At 51.2% G+C, this 15046-nt stretch carries 12 protein-coding genes and 1 tRNA gene; 7 read left to right on the plus strand and 6 right to left on the minus strand.

The annotated features are described in order from the left end of the window. Window positions 1-1152: an acyl-CoA dehydrogenase gene (locus K6K13_RS13510; protein WP_222157485.1), complete on the plus strand. Its 1152-nt coding sequence runs from the start codon at window positions 1-3 to the stop codon at window positions 1150-1152. A 51-nt stretch (window positions 1153-1203) separates the two neighbouring features. Here K6K13_RS13510 and K6K13_RS13515 read toward each other — a convergent pair whose 3' ends face one another. Further along, window positions 1204-2115 (minus strand): AraC family transcriptional regulator, encoded by a 912-nt coding sequence (locus tag K6K13_RS13515; RefSeq protein WP_222157486.1) that lies wholly within the window; start codon window positions 2113-2115, stop codon window positions 1204-1206. A 593-nt stretch (window positions 2116-2708) separates the two neighbouring features. Here K6K13_RS13515 and K6K13_RS13520 point away from each other — a divergent pair. The 6 genes from K6K13_RS13520 (at window position 2709) to K6K13_RS13545 (ending at window position 10117) form a co-directional block, all read left to right on the plus strand. Further along, the gene (locus K6K13_RS13520; RefSeq protein WP_222157487.1) at window positions 2709-3473 is read left to right on the plus strand and encodes an electron transfer flavoprotein; all 765 of its coding nucleotides are present in this window, start codon (window positions 2709-2711) and stop codon (window positions 3471-3473) included. A 16-nt stretch (window positions 3474-3489) separates the two neighbouring features. Further along, window positions 3490-4440 (plus strand): electron transfer flavoprotein subunit alpha, encoded by a 951-nt coding sequence (locus tag K6K13_RS13525; RefSeq protein WP_222157488.1) that lies wholly within the window; start codon window positions 3490-3492, stop codon window positions 4438-4440. A gap of 75 nt (window positions 4441-4515) precedes the next feature. After that, window positions 4516-5805 carry an FAD-dependent oxidoreductase gene (locus tag K6K13_RS13530; protein WP_222157489.1) on the plus strand — a complete coding sequence of 430 codons (1290 nt, stop codon included), beginning with the start codon at window positions 4516-4518 and terminating at the stop codon, window positions 5803-5805. After that, window positions 5802-6095 (plus strand): ferredoxin family protein, encoded by a 294-nt coding sequence (locus K6K13_RS13535; protein WP_222157490.1) that lies wholly within the window; start codon window positions 5802-5804, stop codon window positions 6093-6095. The genes K6K13_RS13530 and K6K13_RS13535 overlap by 4 nt, the downstream gene beginning before the upstream one ends. A 60-nt stretch (window positions 6096-6155) precedes the next feature. Further along, complete coding sequence (gene fadK / locus K6K13_RS13540) at window positions 6156-7823, plus strand: medium-chain fatty-acid--CoA ligase (protein WP_222157491.1); 1668 nt, start codon at window positions 6156-6158, stop codon at window positions 7821-7823. 347 nt (window positions 7824-8170) lie between these two features. Beyond that, window positions 8171-10117 (plus strand): TonB-dependent receptor domain-containing protein, encoded by a 1947-nt coding sequence (locus tag K6K13_RS13545; RefSeq protein ID WP_222157492.1) that lies wholly within the window; start codon window positions 8171-8173, stop codon window positions 10115-10117. A gap of 115 nt (window positions 10118-10232) precedes the next feature. Here the strand turns inward: K6K13_RS13545 and K6K13_RS13550 are convergent, their stop codons facing one another. The 5 genes from K6K13_RS13550 to uvrY form a co-directional block, all read right to left on the minus strand. Continuing rightward, a complete protein-coding gene (locus K6K13_RS13550; RefSeq protein WP_252120285.1) occupies window positions 10233-10994 on the minus strand; it encodes an NAD(P)H-dependent oxidoreductase in 762 nt (253 codons plus the stop codon). A gap of 217 nt (window positions 10995-11211) precedes the next feature. Next, a tRNA-Gly gene (locus K6K13_RS13555) sits at window positions 11212-11287 on the minus strand. Between the two features lie 173 nt (window positions 11288-11460). Beyond that, window positions 11461-12009 (minus strand): CDP-diacylglycerol--glycerol-3-phosphate 3-phosphatidyltransferase, encoded by a 549-nt coding sequence (gene pgsA / locus K6K13_RS13560; protein ID WP_222157493.1) that lies wholly within the window; start codon window positions 12007-12009, stop codon window positions 11461-11463. A 54-nt stretch (window positions 12010-12063) separates the two neighbouring features. Beyond that, window positions 12064-13896 carry an excinuclease ABC subunit UvrC gene (gene uvrC, locus K6K13_RS13565; protein WP_222157494.1) on the minus strand — a complete coding sequence of 611 codons (1833 nt, stop codon included), beginning with the start codon at window positions 13894-13896 and terminating at the stop codon, window positions 12064-12066. Between the two features lie 24 nt (window positions 13897-13920). Further along, a complete protein-coding gene (uvrY, locus tag K6K13_RS13570; protein WP_222157495.1) occupies window positions 13921-14577 on the minus strand; it encodes a UvrY/SirA/GacA family response regulator transcription factor in 657 nt (218 codons plus the stop codon). Between the last annotated feature and the right edge of the window lie 469 nt (window positions 14578-15046).

Here is a 15046-nt window from a genome sequence, read left to right on the forward strand (position 1 = left end):
ATGGACTTTGCCTTAACCGAAGAGCAAGAACTGCTGCTTGCCAGTATTCGGGAATTGATCACCAGTGATTTCCCGGAAGAGTATTTCAGAACCTGCGATCAGACCGGTACCTATCCGAAAGAATTTATGCGGGCGCTGGCCGATAACGGCATTTCCCTGCTGGGCGTGCCGGAAGAATTTGGCGGCATTCCGGCGGACTATGTCACCCAAATGCTGGCGCTGATGGAAGTATCTAAAAATGGCGCCCCGGCGTTCCTGATCACTAACGGTCAGTGCATCCACAGCATGCGTCGTTTTGGTTCTGCCGAGCAATTGCGCAAAACCGCGGAAAGCACGCTGGCAACCGGCGATCCGGCCTATTCGCTGGCCCTCACCGAGCCGGGCGCAGGCTCGGACAACAGCAGTGCGACCACCAGCTACACGCGTAAAAACGGTAAGGTGTATCTCAACGGGCAAAAAACCTTTATCACCGGTGCCAAAGAGTACCCTTATATGCTGGTGCTGGCGCGCGATCCTGAACCACAGGATCCGAAAAAAGCCTTTACCCTGTGGTGGGTGGAATCGGACAAACCCGGAATAAAAATCAATCCATTGCACAAAATTGGCTGGCATATGCTGACCACCTGCGAAGTCTATCTCGATAACGTCGAAGTCGAAGAGAGTGACATGGTGGGTGAAGAAGGCATGGGCTTTCTGAACGTGATGTACAATTTCGAAATGGAACGCCTGATCAATGCCGCGCGCAGTACCGGTTTTGCCGAGTGCGCCTTTGAAGATGCCGCCCGTTATGCCAACCAGCGTATCGCTTTTGGCAAACCGATTGGCCATAACCAGATGATCCAGGAGAAGCTGGCGCTGATGGCCATCAAAATCGAGAACATGCGTAATATGGTGCTGAAGTGTGCCTGGCAGGCGGATCAGGAGCTGTCATTACGCACCAGTGCCGCGTTGTGCAAACTCTATTGCGCGCGCACCGCACTGGAAGTGATCGATGATGCCATTCAGATCATGGGTGGACTGGGTTATACGGATGATGCACGCGTATCCCGTTTCTGGCGTGACGTGCGCTGCGAAAGGATTGGCGGCGGTACTGATGAAATCATGATTTATATTGCCGGACGGCAGATCCTGAAAGATTATCAAAGTAAATAACTGACGGGTTAAGGCTCCCGTTCACTTGGGAGCCTTAACCGGCTATCCGCATCACAGCAGCAATTCTGAACGCTCACCAAACTCCGTTATATACTCCAATCCATTCAGACTATTTTTAAACTGCTTGCGGTACTCGCTCGGTGAACAGCCAACGTGGCGCATGAATAATTTGGCAAAGTGATCGACATTGTCATACCCCACGCGGATGGCAATCTCGTTCAAACTGGATTCGGTGTTGGTCAGCGAAAATTTTGCTTCGGTGATCCGGCGCTTAATCACATAGTTGATCGGAGAGATATGATATTCCTTGGTAAATTCATGACAAATGTAGCTGACGCTGGCGCGGAATTTTTTAGCGAGCTGATCCAGGGTTATCTTTTCCCGATAATTATTATTGAGATAAACCAAAATATCTTTCACCAACACTTCTTTGCGAATATAACCGGGTTCAGAACGGTAGGCATTTTTAAAGTTTTCATAAAACAACGCCGTCAAAGCATAACCGAAAGCATCGTAGACCGGTGAGGATAAAAGGTTTTTTTGCTGTGGTAACATCACCCCCAGTTCGTGAAAGATACTTTTTATTACCTCTTTTCCTTTCACCACTGAAACCACCGGGCAAGAATTGGCCTGCATGATCTGATTCTCATCCCTGTCGCGAAATTTAAATCCGTAAACAGCACAGGTATAGGTGGTTGCCGGGGACGCATTATCGGAGGCGACGGCATGCAATCGGCCACGTTCGACCACCACAATATCGCCGGTCTGTGCAACATAATTGGACGAATCGATGATAAGCCGAGCTACGCCACTTTTCACATAGATCAGCTCCGTTTCCGCATCATGTACATGGTGACCGGACTCCCAGTTTGGGTCATCGCTGATCACAAAGCGGGACAATTTGGGCGTCATTCCCTTTTCAAACAAGGTATCGGTATTATTGTCAAACCAGCGCTGATACATGACAACCTCCACGGAGAACAGTAAGGTGTGAGCCAATTATTTAGGGGTAAAGTAGCGCAACGACCTGTACTGTATATCACGTTTTTAACCGCGCAAAACAAGATTGTTTGCATATCATGCAAGATTACACCGCCCGATTGTTTAGCCTGAAAAGCACATTTTTTTAACGCATTACACTGTGTATTTTTTCTCATTTAAAACACGCATTGCCTACATACACAAAACATCACATTCACAATTCACTGATATTCTCTTTATTCAATGAGCGTGTTAATAATTCCAATTAAAAAAAAGCCTCGCATTTATGATGTGCATCACAACTTATTTTCACCCTGTGTTTTCAGTGTGAATATGCAGTAGCCGATTTCTGCGTAACGTTTAAAGGGGATGTCACATAAGCAAGATGCCATGAAATATATTTATCTGCCGTTGCGCACAATTTTTTTGCAAGATTGTTGGTAACTAAAACATATTATCATGTCGTTTTTCACCCCTATCCCCCGCACACTACTCCCATCAAATTTTTATATCTCTCTGAGGCACATCGATATTATTTTTCGATGCCCGCCTGCGAGCGACCAATAGGAGACGCCATGAAAATAATAACCTGCTTCAAGCTGGTGCCCGAAGAGCAAGACATTGTGGTTACCGCCCAACGTACGCTCAATTTTGACCGCGCCGATGCAAAAATCAGTCAGTTTGATTTGAATGCCATCGAAGCCGCCACCCAGTTGGCCGGCGCTGATGGGCACGTTGCCGCGCTGAGCGTCGGCGGCAGCCTGCTGGACAACACCAAAGTACGCAAAGATGTGCTGTCGCGCGGCCCCAATGAACTGTTCCTGGTACAGGATGCACAGTTAGACAACGCGCTACCCAAAGATACTGCACAAGTGCTAGCAGCTGCGGCCCGTAAGATTGGCTTCGATCTGCTGCTGTTCGGCGAAGGCTCCGGCGATCTCTATGCGCAGCAGGTTGGGCTGTTGGTCGGTGAAATGTTGCAACTGCCTACCCTCAATGCCGTAAGCCAGGTAGAACTGCTCGATAACCGGGTGCGCGTGGAGCGCACATTGGAAGAGGAAGTGGAAATTCTTGAGCTGCCGCTGCCCGCCGTGCTCTGCGTGACATCAGATATTAATGCGCTAAAAATTCCGTCGATGAAGGCCATTCTGGGTGCCGGGAAAAAACCGGTAACGCAATGGAAAGCGGAAGATATCAGTTGGCAGCGCACAGCCCCCCACACCGAGCTGACGCAGATCTGCGTACCACCACAGGCGGAGCGTAAACACATCATTCTGGAAAGCGATTCGCCGGAAGCGATCGCCGAACTGGCCGAACACCTGAAAAAAGCGCTGAACTAACCCGGAGAATATCATCATGAGTCAATTAACCAATGTATGGGTGTTCAGCGATAATGTTGAGCGCTACAGCGAATTAATGACGGGCGCACGCCAGTGGGGACAGCAGGTTTATGCTGTCGTGCAAGATGACACGCAGGTTGCCGCCGTTAAACCACTCGGCGCACAGGGACTCTACGTGCTGGGCAAAACGGCGCAGCAGCGTATCGAAAACTACGCCGAAACGCTGGCATCCCTGATAGAAAAGCCGGCAACGGCGGATTATCCCACCACGCTGATCCTGCTGGCAGCCACCAAGCGTGGTAAGGCGCTAGCAGCCCGCTTGAGCGTGCTGCTCGATGCCGCCGTCGTCAACGATGTCACCACCCTGACGGTAGAACAGCTGGCGTTGTATGCCGAACATCGCATGTACGGTGGCCTGGCGTTTGGCAAAGAGAAGATCAATAGCCCAATTGCCATAGTTACGCTGGCACCGGGCGCCATCGAAGCCGAGACCGCCACCACACCGTCTGATTGCCCGGTTTATCAGGCTAACTATGTTGCACCGCGTCAGGAAATCCTGTGCATAGAACGCCGCGCTAAATCGTTAAGTAGTGTCGACTTGAGCAAAGCCAAACGCGTTGTCGGCGTGGGCCGCGGATTGGTGTCGCAAGAAGACTTGCGCATGGTTCAAGACCTGGCAACGGTATTGGGCGCGGAAGTCGGCTGCTCACGCCCGATTGCTGAAGGGGAACACTGGATGGAGCGCGAGCGCTATATCGGTGTCTCTGGCGTGCTGCTGAAATCTGACCTTTACCTGACATTGGGGATCTCCGGCCAAATCCAGCACATGGTGGGCGGCAACGGCGCAAAAATCATCGTCGCCATTAACAAAGACAAGAATGCGCCGATCTTCAAATACGCCGACTACGGTTTGGTCGGCGATATCTACAAAGTGATCCCGGCGTTGGTTGAGCAGTTGACCCGGTAATCCTTCATTTGTTGGTCTTTTCGTTAACAGCACGTATCCCGCTACGCCACGGTGGCGGGATAGGGAGCAGGAACCATGTCGGAAGAAAAATTTGATGCCATCGTCGTCGGTGCCGGGGTTGCGGGCTGCGTCGCCGGTTATGTCATGGCACAAGCTGGGCTTGATATATTAGTCATCGAACGCGGCAACAGCGCGGGCAGTAAAAATATGACCGGCGGACGCCTTTACGCCCACAGCCTAGAGAGCATTATGCCCGGGTTTGCGCAACAGGCTCCGGTTGAACGCAAAGTCACGCGAGAAAAAATTTCCTTTCTCACCGATGAAAGCGCCGTCACGATGGATTACCACAGCGAACAACCGGATATCCCTGCCAAAGCCTCTTATACCGTGTTGCGTAACCGGTTCGATCCCTGGCTGATGGAGAAAGCCGAAGAAGCCGGTGTGCAGTTTATTCCCGGCGTACGCGTCGATGCCTTGTTGCGCGAAGGCAACAGAGTCACCGGTGTGCAGGCAGGCGAAGATGCGCTGGAGGCAAACGTGGTGATCCTTGCGGATGGCGTGAACTCACTGCTGGGTCGCTCCGTCGGTATGGTTCCGCCCCCGTCGCCTCATCACTATGCGGTCGGCGTGAAAGAGTTGATTGCCCTGCCCGCAGCGCAAATCGAAGACAGGTTTAACCTGGCGCCGGGAGAAGGTGCCGCCTGGCTGTTTGCCGGTTCGCCTTCCAACGGATTGATGGGCGGAGGTTTTCTCTACACCAATAAAGACTCAATCTCGCTTGGATTAGTCTGCGGTTTAGGCGATATAGCCCACGCCAGCAAAAGTGTGCCGCAGATGCTGGAAGATTTTAAACAACACCCGACGATCCGCCCATTGATTCAGGGAGGAACGTTACTGGAATACTCGGCACACATGGTGCCGGAAGGCGGACTTGAAATGGTACCCAGCCTGGTGGATGACGGCGTGATGATTGTCGGCGATGCGGCCGGCCTGTGCCTCAATCTGGGTTACACCGTGCGCGGTATGGATCTGGCCATCGCCTCTGCACAGGCAGCCGCCAACACTGCGATCGCCGCAAAGCAGCGCCAGGACTTCTCTTCCAGCAGCCTGATGGAATACAAACGCACCTTGGAACACAGCTTCGTACTGCGCGATATGCACAATTATCGCAAAGTGCCCGCCATGATGGAAAACCCACGCATGTTCACTCAGTACCCGCGCATGGTGGCCGATATCATGAGCGACCTGTTCATCATTGATGGCGGCCCCAACGTGCCAGTGCGAGCAAAAATCATGAAGCGCGCCAAACAGGTTGGCCTGATAAACCTGTTGAAAGACGGCATCAAAGGAGCGACAGCGCTATGAGTAGCGACAACAGCGTCAACGTCGACGTCAAACTGGGCGTCAATAAGTTCCACGTGGATGAAGGCCACCCACACATTATTCTGGCCGACAACCCTGATATGGCAGAGTTTCGTAAATTACTCAAAGCCTGTCCAGCAGGGCTCTACAAGCAGGATGAGGCAGGGAATATCCATTTCGACTCAGCCGGTTGTCTGGAGTGCGGTACCTGCCGGGTACTGTGCGGTGAAACCATTCTGGAACAATGGGAATACCCGCAGGGTACGTTCGGTATCGAATTCCGCTTTGGTTGATCCCTCCGCATAAGTGATAAACGGCCGTACTGGCGGCCGCCAAACACTGAGACAAAATACATGACCGTTTCAATAGCATTTAACGCTGAACGTCGGGCGTTATACCGTCAGCAAGGATTCTGGGGAGACGCTTCACTCGCTGACTATTGGCATCAAACACAACGCGCCATGCCGGACAAGGTTGCCGTCATTGACCATCAAGGGACATCTTACACTTACGCGGCGCTAGACCGCGCAGCAAGCAGCCTTGCACGCTTTTTACTCACCTGCGGAATCGAACCCGGCGATCGCGTCGCTTTTCAACTCCCGGGATGGTGCGAGTTTACGGTTATCTATCTGGCCTGTCTGAAGGTGGGCGCGGTATCCGTACCGCTACTCCCGGCCTACCGTGAAACCGAGCTGGTATGGATCCTCAATAAATGCCAGGCAAAAGTGCTGTTCGCCCCCACTTTGTTCAAGAATACTCAGCCTGTCGACAGGGCTATCCCGTTGCGTGCTCAGTTGCCTCACCTGCGACAAATAGTGGCCTTGGATAAACTGGCTCCCGCCACTCCCACTACGCTGGCACTCAGTCAACTATTGCAAGATTTTGCACCACTGGAGACGCCGATCCCTGTGCATGGCGATGCATTAGCGGCCGTGCTTTTTACCTCTGGTACTGAGGGGGTGCCCAAAGGGGTAATGCTGACGCATAACAACATTCTTGCCAGCGAACGCGCTTACTGTGCGCGCTTGAACCTGACCTGGCTGGATACTATCTTGATGCCTGCGCCGTTGGGCCATGCCACCGGCTTTTTACACGGGGTTACTGCCCCCTTTATCATTGGTGCACGTAGCGTACTGCTGGATATTTTCAATCCGGTAGACTGCCTTGAACTGCTACAGCAGGAGCGCTGTACCTGCGTGCTGGGCGCGACACCGTTTGTCTACGACCTCCTGTGCTGTGTACAGCAAAAACCTTACGATTTATCCTCGCTGCGCTTTTTCCTGTGCGGCGGCACCACGATCCCCAAAAAGATCACCCGTGATTGTATGCAGATGGGTATCAAACTGCTCAGCGTGTACGGTTCAACGGAAAGCTCACCACACGCCGTAGTGAAGCTGGACGATCCCACATCCCGAATCGTGAACACTGACGGGCAGGCAGCGCCGGGCGTTGAAATCAAAGTGGTCGACAAAGCGCGCAATACCGTTGAGTGTGGTGAAGAAGGCGAAGAAGCGTCGCGCGGCCCGAATGTGTTTATGGGCTATCTGGACGAACCGGAATTGACAGCGCGCGCACTGGATGAAAATGGCTGGTATTACAGCGGTGACCTATGCCGCATCGATGCCGACGGCTACATCAAAATCACCGGGCGCAAGAAAGATATCATCGTGCGCGGCGGCGAAAATATCAGCAGCCGTGAGGTAGAGGATATTCTGATGCAACACCCGCGCATCCGCGATGCGGGGGTGGTCGCCATGCCCGATGAACGTTTGGGTGAACGCTCATGCGCCTACGTGGTGCTTAACGTCCCTTACCACACGCTGACGCTTGAAGACATTATTGCCTTTTTCAGCCGTAAACGTGTGGCAAAGTACAAGTATCCCGAGCATCTGGTGATCGTCGAGAGTTTACCGCGCACCGCATCAGGGAAGATCAAGAAATACCTGCTGCGACAAGATATTCTGCAACGCCTCGGACTGGATGAGCACCAGCAAATCCACCCTTCCCTGTTCTCCGCCTGATCCCACCAACAAAGGCTCTCGATAAGAGAGCCTCACGCTGAGCATCTCCCTGTGATCGCTCACTCACTTGATAATAAAAATGGTTATCATTTACTTTCAAAAAAAGTAAGTGCCCGTTAAGATACGTCATGTTATTTCAAATAATTACAAAAGATGCATTTAATATGGATGTTATTTTCAACCGAAATGCACGTGCTTTGATGCTGCCAGCATCAGGCATGGATGCATTGCTGCTTAATGCATATCACTCGCAAACCGGCCATTAATACCACTATCCTAATGATTTAAAACGATAAAAAAATCAAAACATTTTTTCTTTGAGCGCGTTAACCACGGAGTTTTTTAACATGCAGCAATATGCACCACGCCGCTTGGTTTTTAATACCTTGTATCGCACCCTTTTCGCCACCGGATTGACCGCCCTCTCCACTGGAGCAATCGCGGAAAATGTAACAAATGAAACGTTTGTTGTTACCGCCACCCAGACAAAGCACACCACGCTCAGCGCACCGGCCAGCGTTTCAGTCGTCACCCGTGCCGAACTGGAAAAAATGTCGGTTAACGACGTTTCCGATGCTGTCAGAAAACTGCCCGGTATCAGCATTAATCCTTCAACTACCTACGGCCGCAAAGAGATCAAAATCCGTGGCATGAAATCCGACTATACGCTGTTGCTGCTCAATGGCCGACGCATCAACTCGCGTGAAGCGCTCGCCAGCAACATGGGTAACGATTTCGATCTCTCCACGATCCCCGTCTCCGCGATCGATCGCATTGAAGTCATTCGCGGCCCGATGTCATCCCTGTATGGCGCCGATGCGCTGGGCGGCGTCGTCAACGTGATCTTGCGTCAGCCGGGTGAAACGGCAGCGGGTGAGATAGGTTACGGTTTTGAAGCCCCCACGGAAGGCGATGGCGGCGGACATAATCGCCTGAGCGGCTATCTCAGCGGCCCGCTGTTGGACAATAAACTGCTCGGCAGCGTGATCGTTGACGGGGGAAAACGTGATGCCTGGCGCACCCATCAATCCGTCAACCCCAACTCGGATGCGCTGGAAGCCCGCGATACATTCAATGCTCTGACCAATCTGACCTGGCTTATCGATGACCGGCAAAATATTGAATTCGACACCACTTACGCAAAAGACGATCGTGATGTGCTGTGGAATAACTACGGCGCCTCGGCACACAATATTCAAAAAATGGAACGCATTGGCTTTGGCCTGACGCACAATGGCAATTGGGAGTACGTTGATACTCGCTTACGAGCCTATTTCGAAAGCGTCGATTTGATGGATAACTCGCAGCTTAACAACGGCAAAGCCTACATTACTCAGGATAATAAAACCCTGGATGGGCAAGTCTCCGACTACCTTGGCGATCATTTGATCACGGCTGGCGGTGAGTATCGGAACACCGAATTACAACACAGCCTGAACTTGCGAAATGGCAACGTGGCGGTAAGCCAGAAAGCGTTTTTCTTGCAGGATGAATTTAAACTCGGCGATCTGGCACTGACGTTTGGCGGTCGTGTCGACTCGCACGAAATTTACGGCACAGAATTTAGCCCACGCGCCTACGCCACCTACAGCCTCAGCGATAACTGGGTGGTCAAAGGGGGCGTAAACAAAGCATTCAAAGCACCGACCATCGCGCAATTTAACCCAGGCTATGCCGTTGCCGCCTGTCGAGGACAATGCCAAACGGTAGGGAACCCTGACCTGAAGGCAGAGACCGCTGTCAGCTATGAGTTGGGCACTGCCTATGAAGCTGAGCATTACGGTGCGGGCCTAACTCTGTTCAATAACGACATCAAGGATATGATTCAGGTGCAAACCTGGGACCGTGTCGCGACACAGCTCACCTATGAAAATGTGGATAAAGCACGCATCCGGGGCATTGAAACCTCCGTATGGGTCGATCTGACTGAAAACCTCAATTGGGCCACCAATTGGACCATCGTCGATGCGGAAGATCGCAGCACCAAAATGCGCCTGAAACAGACGCCTAAAAATACGGTCAATACTCAGTTAACGTGGCAAGTGCTGGACAACCTTGCTACGTCGCTCTCCTATCAATACACGGGCAATCAGTATCTGCTCGACAAGCAGTCGAAGAAAACCCGAGGGTTCAATACCGTCGATCTGGGCGCGACCTATACGCCAATTAAACACGTTGATCTGAAAGTGGGTGTCACCAATATCACTAATGAAAAGCGCGATTATGTGGCTACCGCTAATGACTATTTCCTGTCAGGTCGGACAATTTATGGCGGTATCAGCTATAAATTCTAAATTGATGTTATCAGCGCGCACAGCATAATTGGCTGACACGCAAGCACCGAGGAGTGAACCCTTATTATTGATTCACTCCTCACAATACCTCACGCGCAGCTATCCTGCGCGTGAGCTACAACTCCGCCAGATAGCGTATAAGCCGAGCTTTATCCTCGGCTATCTGCGGCGCTTTAATTACATCGAATGAGCCAAACACCGGCAATATGGCAAAGCCACAAAATTTATAGACGGAGGTCGTTGAGGAGAACAAATCCTCCAGGGAGCGCCCAGCATAGAGCCGTTGGGCTGGATCATCAAATGCCTCTTTAGGGGTGTTCATGGTCAGCGAAAGCAGGAATTTTTTACCGTGCAGCTTGCCACCCGATCCATATTGTTTACTCGGGTCGTTCGGTATGCGCCCATCATCGATCAAAAAGCTTTGCTGACGCATTCCTGCCGTAAAGACTTCATCAACATATTTCTTGTAAATCCAGGGGGTACCAAACCAGAACACCGGTGACTGAGTGATAATAATATCTGCCCAAAGGTGTTTCTGAACTTCTTCGTTAATGTTGTAGCCCTTTTCGATATAGGTTTGCTGAATGTGGTATCCCTTTTTATCCATTTCATCCTTAATCAACGCTACATACTCTCGATTCAGCGCGCCTTCGCTGAGACCAGAATAAGTCTGATGTGCATTGATGATAAGCACGTTTTTTACCCGAGGTTGAACCGCGCCAATAGCGCTGGTGGCAAAACCGGGTAACACCACAGCAGCGGTAGCTGCTAATCCGGCTTTAATAAAGTTACGCCGCTCTCGAGCCACGAAATCCTCGCTATTGCTCGGTTTGCCAACAGATTTGCCGCAGGCAAACCGCAAGTTCTTATCCATCATGTCAATTCCTTTTGCCGTTTTATAAAGAAAGCCCCTCGAAACTACGATGGCTAGAATAAGAGGGTATAGCTAACGAGGATGACAACGATCAAGATTTTTTCTGATGCAGAAGACAAGCCCTGAGGGCAGTTCCCCGAGGGGATGTGAAAGAATAATGGGATGAACGGCGCGGTGATAAGACAAAAACAAAAAAAGAACCTTTCGGTTCTTTAAATGTTGGAGCGGGAAACGAGACTCGAACTCGCGACCCCGACCTTGGCAAGGTCGTGCTCTACCAACTGAGCTATTCCCGCATCATGCTACAAATAGTAGGCATCGTGACACTGTATAAAATCGATAGACATTTTTACTTGGTTAGCGTTGACCACCAACCTGTCCATGGCGAGCATTTTACTGACCTACCCTGACCAGTCAATAAAATTATCCCTTAACGCTCATCAATTGCTGTTTTTTTACGACGCAGAGGTCAGGAATCCAGCAAATCATGCCACGCGGCACTCAAATACTGGAACATGGACCAAAAGGTCAACACAGCGGCGATATAGAGCGCAATAATGCCCGCGCCTTCGACCATACGCTCAGGGCGCCAGAGAAGTCCAACCAACGCCAGCATTTGCGCCGTTGTTTTCACCTTACCCACCCAAGAAACCGCGACGTGACTGCGTTTGCCAATCTCAGCCATCCATTCTCGCAGGGCGGAGATAATGATTTCTCGCGCAATCATCGTGGCGGCTGGCAAGGTTATCCACCATGCATGGTAATGCTCCGCCACCAGCACCAGCGCCACTGCAACCATCACCTTGTCAGCCACAGGATCGAGAAAGGCGCCAAAGCGCGTGGTTTGCTTCAAACGACGCGCCAGAAAACCATCAAACCAGTCAGTCACCGCCGCGACCACAAAAATAAAAGCGCACAGCAGCGGTGCCCAATTAAAAGGAAGATAAAACGCCAGCACAAAGAAGGGAATAAGGACAACACGAAACAGAGTTAGCAATGTTGGTATGTTCAATTGCATAGGGATTGGCTACTTTGGCTGGTATCGGTTGGTGGATATGTTGCTACATTGTCCCTAGTGTTTCAATGCATGAAAGATTTTTTCTGCCAATGCATGCGAAATTCCTGGCACATTCGCAATATCATCAATGCTGGCATTTAACAGTGGCTGCATTCCTCCCAGGTATTTCAGCAGCATTTGACGACGTTTTGGGCCCACCCCTTCAATCAGCTCCAGCGAACTGGTGTTTTTTACTTTTGCCCGTTTCTTGCGGTGCCCGGCGATAGCGTGGTCGTGCGAGTCATCGCGAATATGCTGAATAACGTGCAACGCTGGCGAATCCGCGGGTAAGGCGAACCCTTCCCCGGTCGCTTCGAAAAACAACGTTTCCAATCCCGCCTTGCGCTCTGTCCCTTTGGCAACGCCAAGCAGCAGCGGTTTGCGTTTATCCCACGGCACATCCAGCTCATCGAACACCGCGAGCGCCTGCCCTAATTGCCCCTTTCCACCATCGATAACAATCACATCGGGAATTTTGCTCTCTTCTAACGCTTTACCATAGCGACGTTTCAGAACCTGATTCATGGCCGCGTAGTCATCCCCCGGCGTGATGCCAGTGATATTGTAACGGCGATACTCCGAACGCAGCGGCCCATTGGCATCAAACACCACGCAGGATGCTACCGTCTGCTCCCCCATGGTATGGCTGATATCAAAACACTCCATCCGCCCGATGTTTTCCAGATGAAGTACATCCGCTAACGCCTTTAAGCGCTGGTGGATAGTGGACTGCTGCGAGAGTTTAGTGACCAATGCCGTGGCCGCATTGGTGCGTGCCAGTTTCAAATAGCGGGCGCGATCGCCGCGCGGTTTAGTTTGGATATGAATACGTCGCCCCGCGACCTCAGACAGCGATTCTGCCAATACTTCTTTCTCTGGCAACGCAAAATCCAACAAGATTTCGCTCGGCAGCGTGCGCGACAAACTGCCTTGCAGATAGAATTGACCGACAAACGTCTGAACCACTTCCGCCAGTTCCGTTCCGGCCGGTATTTTGGGGAAATAGCTGCGGCTTCCCAGCACTTTGCCTTGACGAATAAAGAGCACATGCACACAGGCCATACCGGCATCGAAGGAAACGCCTATCACATCCAGATCTTCGCCATCGCCCGAAACAAATTGCTTTTCGGTGACGCGACGCACCGCTTGAATCTGATCGCGAATACGGGCCGCCTCTTCAAAATCCAACTGGCGGCTAGCGGCTTCCATACGCGCCACCAGTTGATTGAGCACCTGCTGATCTTTACCTGAGAGAAAAAGCCGCACATATTCTACCTGCTGGCGGTAGCCTTCTTCACTGACCAGCCCGGTAACACAGGGGCCAAGGCAGCGCCCAATCTGATACTGGAGACAAGGCCGCGAGCGGTTTCGATACACGCTGTTTTCACACTGGCGAATAGGGAAAAGCTTTTGCAGCAGCACCAACGTTTCACGCACGGCATTGCCGTTTGGAAAAGGGCCAAAATACTCCCCTTTAGCGTGCTTGGCACCGCGATGGACGGCTAACCGTGGGTGAGTATCGCCACTGAGAAAGATCATCGGGTACGATTTATCATCACGCAGCAATACGTTATAGCGCGGCTGATAAAGCTTGATATAGTTGTGTTCAAGCAGCAGCGCTTCGGTTTCGGTATGGGTGATGGTGACATCAATCTGGTGAATAGCCTTCACCAGCGCTTCCGTCTTACGGCTGGCAACGTTGCTGCGGAAGTAACTTGCGAGGCGCTTTTTTAGATCTTTTGCTTTCCCGACATAGATGACCGTGTTGCTCTCATCATACATACGGTATACACCAGGCTGGCTGGTGACGGTTTTCAAAAATGCGGGGGAATCGAAATGTTCACTCACTGCTTAACCTTCGCTCACTGCCTGTTATTCACTGCTCATGGACGGCTCCGCGTTAAACAATCCGTGGCGGATAGCCAAATGAGTCAACTCAACATCACCACTCACATTCAGTTTGCTAAACATGCGGTAACGGTAACTGTTTACGGTTTTCGGACTCAGGCTTAACCGTTCGGAGATTTCCGTGACCTTTTGCCCCTGAGTGATCATCATCATAATTTGTAATTCACGTTCAGACAAACATGCCAGCGGGGTTTCGGTGTGCGGAGCCAACTGGCTCAATGCCATACGTTGTGCAATATCAGAAGCAATATAACGACTACCCGCATGCACCGCGCGAATAGCACAAATCACTTCCTGCGGCGCAGCCCCTTTGCTGAGGTAACCCGCAGCACCCGCCTGCATGACTTTAGCAGGTAATGGATTTTCGGTGTAAATGGTTAGCATGATAATTTTAATTGCAGGCGCAAAACGCGCTATCTTGCGCGTGGCTTCAAGTCCACCGATCCCTGGCATGTTCATGTCCATCAAGACGACATCGACAGGATGCTGACGGCACCATTTAACCGCATCTTCACCACAGTGCGCCTCGCCAACTACCTTTAGCCCTTTGGTGTCGTCGAGAATGTGCCTGATCCCTGTTCGCACCAGTTCATGGTCATCTACAAGAAAAACGCTAATCAAAAATTATTCTCCGAAAAGGGTGTAACGCTGAACGCCACGCAACCGCAGATGGAAGCGACAATTTTTTGAAAAAATTATAAAACAGCGACATTTCACGCTTATACCCTAAATAATTCACGTTGCAGGACAGCGACAAACGAGAAAGAATGTTTGTTACACATTCGAGCAGCCTCTGCACGTGGCCGAAAGGTGAACGTCAGAAACGAAGTTCATTAATCCTGACACTTTCTCAAGTCAGTGATTGGGAGCAACAGACGTAGCGACCGCGCGTGCAACGTGAAGTATGACGGGTATATCGACGTATATAGCAACAATAACCCAATGTCGCTGAATCAGAGCGACAAAATACCTAAAACATCATGATACACATCAGTCACAGCCATGCCACATAAATTTGATGTTACAGCGGTAAGAGAGTGGTTTTATTCGTTATTCAGTGGATTGCGCACGCAATGTTCATTGGCGTGGT

Source organism: Symbiopectobacterium purcellii (genome assembly GCF_019797845.1).
GTDB lineage: Bacteria > Pseudomonadota > Gammaproteobacteria > Enterobacterales > Enterobacteriaceae > Symbiopectobacterium > Symbiopectobacterium purcellii.

Bases quoted from the DNA above. Each gene is read 5' to 3' on its own strand.
- pgsA (WP_222157493.1), bottom strand. From the start codon at position 12,009: ATGCAATTGAACATACCAACATTGCTAACTCTGTTTCGTGTTGTCCTT.
- fadK (WP_222157491.1), top strand. From the start codon at position 6,156: ATGACCGTTTCAATAGCATTTAACGCTGAACGTCGGGCGTTATACCGT.
- K6K13_RS13520 (WP_222157487.1), top strand. From the start codon at position 2,709: ATGAAAATAATAACCTGCTTCAAGCTGGTGCCCGAAGAGCAAGACATT.
- K6K13_RS13510 (WP_222157485.1), top strand. From the start codon at position 1: ATGGACTTTGCCTTAACCGAAGAGCAAGAACTGCTGCTTGCCAGTATT.
- K6K13_RS13515 (WP_222157486.1), bottom strand. From the start codon at position 2,115: ATGTATCAGCGCTGGTTTGACAATAATACCGATACCTTGTTTGAAAAG.
- K6K13_RS13530 (WP_222157489.1), top strand. From the start codon at position 4,516: ATGTCGGAAGAAAAATTTGATGCCATCGTCGTCGGTGCCGGGGTTGCG.
- K6K13_RS13525 (WP_222157488.1), top strand. From the start codon at position 3,490: ATGAGTCAATTAACCAATGTATGGGTGTTCAGCGATAATGTTGAGCGC.
- K6K13_RS13535 (WP_222157490.1), top strand. From the start codon at position 5,802: ATGAGTAGCGACAACAGCGTCAACGTCGACGTCAAACTGGGCGTCAAT.
- K6K13_RS13550 (WP_252120285.1), bottom strand. From the start codon at position 10,994: ATGATGGATAAGAACTTGCGGTTTGCCTGCGGCAAATCTGTTGGCAAA.
- K6K13_RS13545 (WP_222157492.1), top strand. From the start codon at position 8,171: ATGCAGCAATATGCACCACGCCGCTTGGTTTTTAATACCTTGTATCGC.